Genomic DNA, 7,446 nt, shown 5'->3' with positions numbered 1-7,446 from the left:
GCAGCCCATGCCGATGCCGCCATAGATGTGGCCTCGCGTTCGATCAGCCAAGCGATCGAGGGTTTCGATAAGGCCCGCGTCGGCAGCTTCGTGATGGCCTGCTCGACCGGTTACATCAATCCCGGCCCCGATCTCCTGCTAGCCAAAAAGCTTGGCCTGCGGTCGGATTTGCGGCGCACCTTCATAGGTCACATGGGTTGCTACGCGGCGCTCAACGTCATCAAGGTCGCCATGGACAGCTTGGCCGCAAGACCCGAAGAGCTGGTGATCGGCAACTGCACCGAGCTCAGTTCGGCCCATGTCCGCAATAGCCCGATGCCCGACGAGGATCCGACGGAATCACTGATCACGCAGGCGCTCTTCGGCGATGCCAGCGTGTCCATGCTGATGGGGTCGGCGCCCGACGGAGCCGGAATTCAGTTCCTGCGCACGCACACTGAGCAGCTCTATGACCAGCACCAGATGATGAGTTTGAACATCGGCAACCAGTCATTTTGGATGACGCTGGCCGCCGGCGTACCAGCGGCGCTCCAAGAGAACATCGAGGACTTTCTTGTCAAACTCCTGCAGCCTCTGGGACTGTCGGCCAGCGATGTCAACCACTGGGGAATACACCCAGGCGGTCCGAAGATCGTGCGGGTGCTGGGAAAGCAGTTGGCGTTGCAGCCGGCGCAATTACGGGCGAGCTGGGACGTCCTCGCTAACGCCGGAAACTGCGCCTCGGCCACGGTGCTACTGGTACTGGAAAACATTCTGCGAGTCGATAAGCCCCGCCGGGGAGAGTACGGGGTCCTGTTGACGTTCGGGCCGGGGCTCACCATCGAGGGCGCCGTCATTCGCTTCTGAACCAGATCGAGCGCCCGTCGCGGCCCGCCGCACGAAGCGCTGATCGTCTGAAAGCACAGGTCACAAGATCCCAGGCGGAGGAAATGTGTTAGAGGGTATTGCTCGGCTGGCCATTCGTGCGCCGCGGCGGATCATCGCAATCGCGCTGCTTGTCATGGCGGGCGCGGCGGTTTTCGGCATACCGGTGGCGAAAAGCCTGTCGGCGGGTGGCTTCGAGGATCCAACTGCGGGTTCCGCCCATGCCGCCCAGCTGTTGGCCGGCAAGTTCAATCAGGGCGACATGCAGATGCTGATCACCGTCAGCTCCAACGACGGCGCACAAAGCGGTGCCGCCAGCGCTGTCGGCACCGACATCGTTGTTCGGCTGCACAACTCGCCTTATGTGGCACAGGTGACCTCGCCATGGACAGCACCGCCGTCCTTGGCGAAGGCACTGATCAGCAAGGACGGTAACACCGGGCTCATCGTCGCGGGCATCATCGGCGGTGAAAACGGCGCGCAGCAGCATGCCGAAACTCTCAGCAACGAATTGGTACACGACCGTGACGGCGTGACGGTGCGCGCCGGGGGCGAGGCAATCACCGCCACCGAGATCAACCTCCAGACCCAAAAGGATCTCAAGCTGATGGAATCCATCGCGATCCCGCTGAGCTTTCTGGTGTTGGTGCGGGTGTTCGGTGGCGTGGTGGCGGCGGCGCTGCCGTTGGCAGTTGGCGGCTTCGCGATTTTTGGTTCGATGGCAGTGCTGCGCGCGATCACCTTCGCGACCGACGTTTCGATCTTCGCGCTGAATCTGTCCGTCGCGACGGGGCTGGCCTTGGCGATCGACTACACGCTGCTGATTATCAGCCGGTTTCGCGACGAGCTTGCCAACGGCGCCGGACGCGACGAGGCCCTCATGCGGACGATGGCCACCGCCGGCCGGACCGTGCTGTTCTCGGCGATGACGGTGGCGCTGTCGATGTCGGTGATGGTGCTGTTTCCGATGTACTTCCTGAAGTCATTCGCCTACGCCGGCGTCGCGGTGGTGGTGTTCGCGGCCGTCGCCGCGATCGTGGTCACGCCAGCGGCCATTGCGCTGCTCGGCCAACGGTTGGACTCCCTTGATGTTCGCCGGCTGGCACGCATGCTGCTGCGGCGGCCGGAACCCGTCCACCGCCCGGTTGAGCAGACATCCTTCTACCGGTTAGCCAAATTCGTGATGCCCCGGGCGATTCCGATCGGGCTCGCCGGTGCCGCGCTGCTGGTCGCGCTAGGCTTGCCGTTTTCCACTGCCAAGTGGGGCCTGCCCGATGATCGCGTGTTACCGACATCGAGCTCGGCGCGACAGGTCGGTGATCAGCTCCGCACCGATTTCGCTGACAACCTGGCGACGAACGTGACCATTGTCATCCCCGACGCCGGCGGGATCAGCGCCGCCGAGTTGGACCGCTACGCGACGCAGCTCTCGCAGGTGCCCGCGGTGTCGTCGGTGTCGGCGCCCGGTGGCACGTTCGTCGCCGGTAGGCGTGTCGGACAATCCTCGGGCGCGACCGCCGTCACCGACGGCAGTGCTTTTCTGACCGTCACGAGCAGCGTGCCGCTGTACTCGCAGGCCTCCCAGACGCAGCTCGACGGGCTGCAGGCCGTGCCCGGTCCCGCAGGCCGGCACGCGCTTCTGACGGGGACCGCACCGACCAACCGCGACACCGCCCACGCGGCCATCTCGCGGTTGCCCATCGTCCTCGCGGTCATTGCCGCGATCACCTTCGTACTGATGTTCCTCCTCACCGGCAGTGTGGTGTTGCCGCTAAAGACGCTGGTGCTCAACGGCTTATCGCTGACAGCCACGTTCGGCGCACTGGTGTGGATCTTCCAGGACGGACATCTCGGCGCATTGGGTACCACCGCCACCGGCACGCTGGTGGTCACCATGCCCGCGCTGCTGTTCTGCATCGCGTTCGGCTTGTCGATGGACTACGAAGTATTCCTGGTGTCGCGGATCCACGAATATTGGCTGGATCCCAACCGGACACCGGCCGACAACGACGAAAGCGTGGCGCTCGGGGTGGCCCACACCGGCCGCGTGATCACCGCCGCCGCATTGATCATGTCGATCTCATTCGCAGCAATGATCGCCGCCCAAGTGTCGTTCATGCGGATGTTCGGGCTGGGTTTGACGCTGGCCGTTCTGGGAGACGCAACGCTGGTGCGCATGCTGCTCGTTCCGGCGTTCATGCGTGTCATGGGCCGGTTCAACTGGTGGGCACCCAAACCGCTTGCCCGGCTGCACAATAGGGTCCCGGCGAGCAAACCCGCACATCCATCAGCTTCGCCAGCCGAGGCGCTGTCCTACGCTGAGTGAGCGTCAGTACCTATGGACGGGATAGAGTTGCTAGTCACGCGCAGGTGCACCGATTTTGCGTTAGCACAGCGACATTCGTTGGGAGTAGGTGTCGGCTGTGTGTAGCGCAGTTTTCGTGCTGTCGCTTCTAGTGGCGATGGACCCCGTTCGGATCGGGATCATGGCGCTCTTGATTTCGCGGCCAAGGCCCATTCTCAACCTGCTTGCCTTCTGGTTGGGCGGCATGGCAGCGGGCATCGCCACCGCGTTGGTTGTGCTGCTTTTTCTACGCGATCTCACGCTTTCCGTTATGCGAGTTGTACTTTCGGCCCTCAGCAGCCCGACTGTCGCGTACATACAGGTCGGGATCGGTGTGCTCGCGGTGTGGATCGCCGCGCTGATCGCGGCGCGCTTCTGGGCGCGCCGGCGCGCCGTGCCGGTGACCGGCGGCGAGCCCTCGATCCTGGTGCTAGAGCCGAACATACCGACCGGGTCCAGCCGACTGTCGATCCGCGGCCAGCTTGAAGGCGGGTCACTGGTGGTGGCTTTTGTCGCCGGCCTGGGATTGGCAACGCCGCCCGTCGAGTACCTGGCGGCGATCATCGCGATTCTGGCCTCGGGAGCAACTGCCGCTGCGCAAGTGGGCGCGGCGCTCATGTTCACCCTCGTGGCTTTTACGGTCGTCGAGGTTCCACTTGTCAGCTATCTCGCAACGCCGGCGAAGACGCTAGCCGTCGTGCAGCGCCTGAACGATTGGATAAGTGCGCGCCGCCAGGCTCTCTCCGCAATGGTCGTCGGCGCATTCGCTGTCTTACTCGTGGTTACTGGCGTGGGCAAGGTCTGATGGCTAACGGATTAGCGGTTGTTGCAGCCATTCGCAACTAACATAGGCGACCATCTTCGCAGACTGCTTCCACAAATCACGGCGCAGCGCTACAAGGCGTCTTTGTGCTCGACGATGCCGCCACACCGGCCCGCCTCCACGGCGCGGCCGCGGGCCTCGCATTAGGACACTGAGTCGATAAGCGGTCGCGGGCCCGGCTTCGCTGGTTTGCTGCGGGTACGGATTATCAAGAGGCGCTTGGCAACAGACGCATCGCCGGCTTGGCGGCGGTGGTCGTCTTGTGTGCGCACAATGCGGCGGCTATGCACCCGATTACCTGCCCACTCTTGAGCATGCCGAGGTGGCCGACGTCATTGACCGTGATGGTCTCCACCTGGGCGTGGAACGGCACCGACCGCAGGCCGGGCACGATGATGTCGAGTGCCGCTGTCACTGATAGCCACCGCACCCCGTCAGGCAATGGCGTGGAGGCGAGCCGGCGCAACAGTGGCGACCCCGGCCGCAGTGCCCGGACGATCTCGACAAATGGCAATAAACCCGCCCAGGGCGACCCGCCAAACGGGGCGCCCAGCGTAACGACCGTGTCGACCCGCCCGTTCAAGCGAGGGTCCGCGATGGCTTGCGCGATGATGACACCGCCCAGACTGTGTCCGACCAGATGCACCTTGTCTGCAGCGGTTCGAGACAACGTCCTCTCCACATCGGCGACCAGCTGGCCAGCGAGCTGCTCCACCGAAGTTCCGAGCGGCGCATAGGCTATCGCCTCGACGGTTAGGCCGCGGGCACTTAGGGCTTGCGCCACCAAGGACCAGTGCGACTTGCTCCCCCCGAATCCGTGGACGAGCAGCACTGGACGTGTCGTGGAGGCGGCGTGCGCTTTTGCGTGTGGCGACATACTGCTTGCAGACTTATAGCCACCACCGACGAGGCGTCGCGGCGCCGTCGCGGCTCCAGACATCAACAGCGCCCCCTCGTGCACGTGCACCATCGCCGCACGCCGTACCATCTGAACCGCCGCGCGGGCGCCACCAAGCACACGCAGGGGCGCCGCCATATCCATCCGGCTCTGCGAACTGCAGATGCGTGCCGGTTGCCTTCTAGTCGGCTGCACGTGCGACATGTCCCACCTTCTTTGTGTAACCTGTGTCACATTGAGAATGGCGCTCGGCGGGTCGGGTGTCGTCAATGCCAGCCGCAATTTGGTATACGGGTCCGCAGGGGCCGCGCGCTACTTGGTAGCCGGAAGTCGCACCGAACTGGCTTGGGCCGCAGTCGTCCTCGCTAAAGCTGAGAGCAATCGACACAACGTCCGCTCGTAGTAGGGCTGATCTTCCCGTGGAACGGACCGATCTTCAATGCGAGTGCCAAGCTTGCGCCGGCCCTCGCCGGGGGGGTGCAGCATGCTCGTCAAGCCCGCCGAGGAGACGCCGCTGTCGGCATTTCTGCTAGACAAGCTCATCGCCGAGGCCGGCGTCCCGGACGGTGTCGGTAAGGAGATCGTGCGAGCGTCCGCCGGCAACCTGAAGAAGGTCATGCTCGAACTCGGCGGGAAGTCGCTGGTACTTATCTACGACGACGCCGATCTGGGCAAGGCCATACCGATGGCGCCGATGGGTATCTTCGTGCATTCCGGCCAGGGCTGCGTTTGCGGATCACGCATCTTCGTGCAGCGCGGTGTGTATGACCAGGTTGTGGAAGGCATTGCGCTGGTGGCGAATTCGATCAAGCCGAGCGGCCCAAGGAAGAGGGCAGCATGAGTGGGGCGCTGATCAGCCAAAAGCAGCTCACGCGCGTCATGGGCTTCATCGACGAGGGCAAGGACGATGTCGTTGAGGTGGTCACCGGTGGGCACCGGCTCGACCGGAAGGGCTACTTCGTCCACCCGACCGTGCTCACCAAAGTCGACCGCGGGATGCGGCTGTACCAGCAGGAGATCTTTGGCCCGGTAGTAACCGTCCTGCCGTTCGACGACGACGACGAAGCCGTGGCCAACGACACCACCTATGGTCTGGCCGCCACCGCCTGGACAAATAACCTCAGCCGCGCCCACCGTCTGGCGAAGCGGCTGGAGGCCGGAACCGTCACGCTGAACTGCCAGTTGGTTTTCGATCACACCGTGCCCTTTGGCGGTAACAAGCAGTCCGGCTGGGGCCATGAGTTCGGCCCCGAGGGTGTCGAGGCCTACATGCAGACAAAGTCGGTCTGGGCCCAGCTTTAGCTACAGCTACCCGCGGCGCCTTACCGCTTCTCGGTTTGGCCCGCGGCTACCGCGTCGGCAGCCTTAGCAGCGGCCGAGCCCGCAATTCGACCGAAGATCTCGGGCGCCAGCATCGCGAACCGGGCTAGCGCACGCTGATGGAGAGGCGCCACGGAGATTTCCGACTTGTCGCCCTCGATCGCGCGCACGACGGCATTAGCGACCTGCTTGGGCGTGCCAGTGCCCATCCCGGGTGGCGGCGCGGCGCCGCTGTCCGCGAACATCCCGGCCTCGCGAATCGCACCAGGGGAGATGACTGAAACACCAACGCCACTGCCACGCAAGTCTTCTCGCAGGTTCAGGGCGAATCCCCGTAGGCCGAACTTCGTCGTCGCGTAGATGGATGAGCGTGGTAAGGCGGCGAAGCCTGACATAGAGGAGACGAAAACAAAGTGCCCGCTGCCGCGCTGCTGCCAGCCGGGTAGCAGCTCGCGGGTCATGCGTACCGGCGACTCGAGGTTGACACGAAACGCGCGGCCGATCTCGTCTTGACTGAAGCTTTCCAGGCGACCCGACCCGGGAAGCGCCGCATTGGCGACCAACACGTCGATATCGCCGGCCTGCTCGAGCAACGCAAGCGCCGCGCCTTCCTCGGCCAGGTCACAGACAACCGTCGTGTGCCCTTCGCCCGGGAGTGATGCGGCGAGCTGCTCCAAGTCCTCGGCCTTTCGTGAGCTGAGGACGAGTGTCGCTCCACGCGACGCCAGCGCCCGGGCGATCGCTCGCCCCAGGCCCCCCATCGCGCCGGTCAGAAGGGTTGTCCTGCCGTCAAGATCCATGCCAGGAATCTACCGCGCACGATATTGCCGTCGCCTGGGCCGATACACCCGCTGACGGCTCCGCGAGTGCCCACATGCCAGGGATGGACAGTTGTTTCAGGGGATGGATAGTGTTGGCAGCGTTAAACCTCGCGGTGTTTAGGCGCTTGGTAGGGTAAGGACGGTGGTTGCGGGTGGGCGATCGCCATCGCGACGGGGTCCCGTTGACATCTTTGTGTGGGCGGCGAAGCGAGTGCGCGACGCTTGACGGGCTGTTGGATCGGGTGCGTGGTGGTCGCAGCGCTGTTGTGGTGTTGCGCGGTGAGCCGGGGATCGGCAAGACGGCGCTGCTGCGGTATGTGACCGATCGGGCGGCGGGCTTCAGCGTGGCGCGATGTATCGGCGTCGAGTCGGAGAT

6 protein-coding genes and 1 pseudogene are annotated in these 7,446 nt (G+C 64.2%); 5 read left to right on the top strand and 2 right to left on the bottom strand.

The window, feature by feature from the left end:
* The 3 genes from ACLQI9_RS14145 to ACLQI9_RS14135 all read left to right on the top strand — a co-directional run.
* The coding region (locus ACLQI9_RS14145; protein ID WP_442391795.1) for a type III polyketide synthase at positions 1-846 on the top strand (846 nt) is incomplete at its 5' end.
* Between the two features lie 85 nt (positions 847-931).
* Positions 932-3,190 carry an MMPL family transporter gene (locus tag ACLQI9_RS14140; RefSeq protein WP_442391794.1) on the top strand — a complete coding sequence of 753 codons (2,259 nt, stop codon included), beginning with the start codon at positions 932-934 and terminating at the stop codon, positions 3,188-3,190.
* Positions 3,191-3,278: 88 nt separating this feature from the next.
* Complete coding sequence (locus tag ACLQI9_RS14135) at positions 3,279-4,013, top strand: GAP family protein (protein ID WP_442376634.1); 735 nt, start codon at positions 3,279-3,281, stop codon at positions 4,011-4,013.
* 226 nt (positions 4,014-4,239) lie between these two features.
* Here ACLQI9_RS14135 and ACLQI9_RS14130 read toward each other — a convergent pair whose 3' ends face one another.
* Positions 4,240-5,133, bottom strand: coding sequence for an esterase/lipase family protein (locus ACLQI9_RS14130; protein WP_442391793.1), 894 nt, complete (start codon positions 5,131-5,133; stop codon positions 4,240-4,242).
* 195 nt (positions 5,134-5,328) lie between these two features.
* On the opposite strand from ACLQI9_RS14130, the pseudogene ACLQI9_RS14125 reads away from it, so the two are divergent.
* Positions 5,329-6,231 (top strand): annotated as a pseudogene (locus tag ACLQI9_RS14125) (aldehyde dehydrogenase family protein); the annotation flags it as partial.
* Between the two features lie 20 nt (positions 6,232-6,251).
* Here the strand turns inward: ACLQI9_RS14125 and ACLQI9_RS14120 are convergent.
* On the bottom strand, positions 6,252-7,049 hold the full coding sequence (locus ACLQI9_RS14120; RefSeq protein ID WP_442391792.1) for an SDR family NAD(P)-dependent oxidoreductase: 798 nt from the start codon (positions 7,047-7,049) through the stop codon (positions 6,252-6,254).
* Positions 7,050-7,222: 173 nt separating this feature from the next.
* Here ACLQI9_RS14120 and ACLQI9_RS14115 point away from each other — a divergent pair.
* The coding region (locus ACLQI9_RS14115; protein ID WP_442391791.1) for a BREX system ATP-binding domain-containing protein at positions 7,223-7,446 on the top strand (224 nt) is incomplete at its 3' end.

It is taken from the genome of Mycobacterium sp. (assembly GCF_052143115.1).
GTDB lineage: Bacteria > Actinomycetota > Actinomycetes > Mycobacteriales > Mycobacteriaceae > Mycobacterium.
Note: the sequence above shows the minus strand (reverse complement) of the source record. Positions and strands in the feature narration are given on the sequence as shown.

Excerpts from the sequence above, each read along its gene's own strand:
- ACLQI9_RS14130 (WP_442391793.1), bottom strand. The coding sequence starts at position 5,133 with ATGTCGCACGTGCAGCCGACTAGAAGGCAACCGGCACGCATCTGCAGT.
- ACLQI9_RS14120 (WP_442391792.1), bottom strand. The coding sequence starts at position 7,049 with ATGGATCTTGACGGCAGGACAACCCTTCTGACCGGCGCGATGGGGGGC.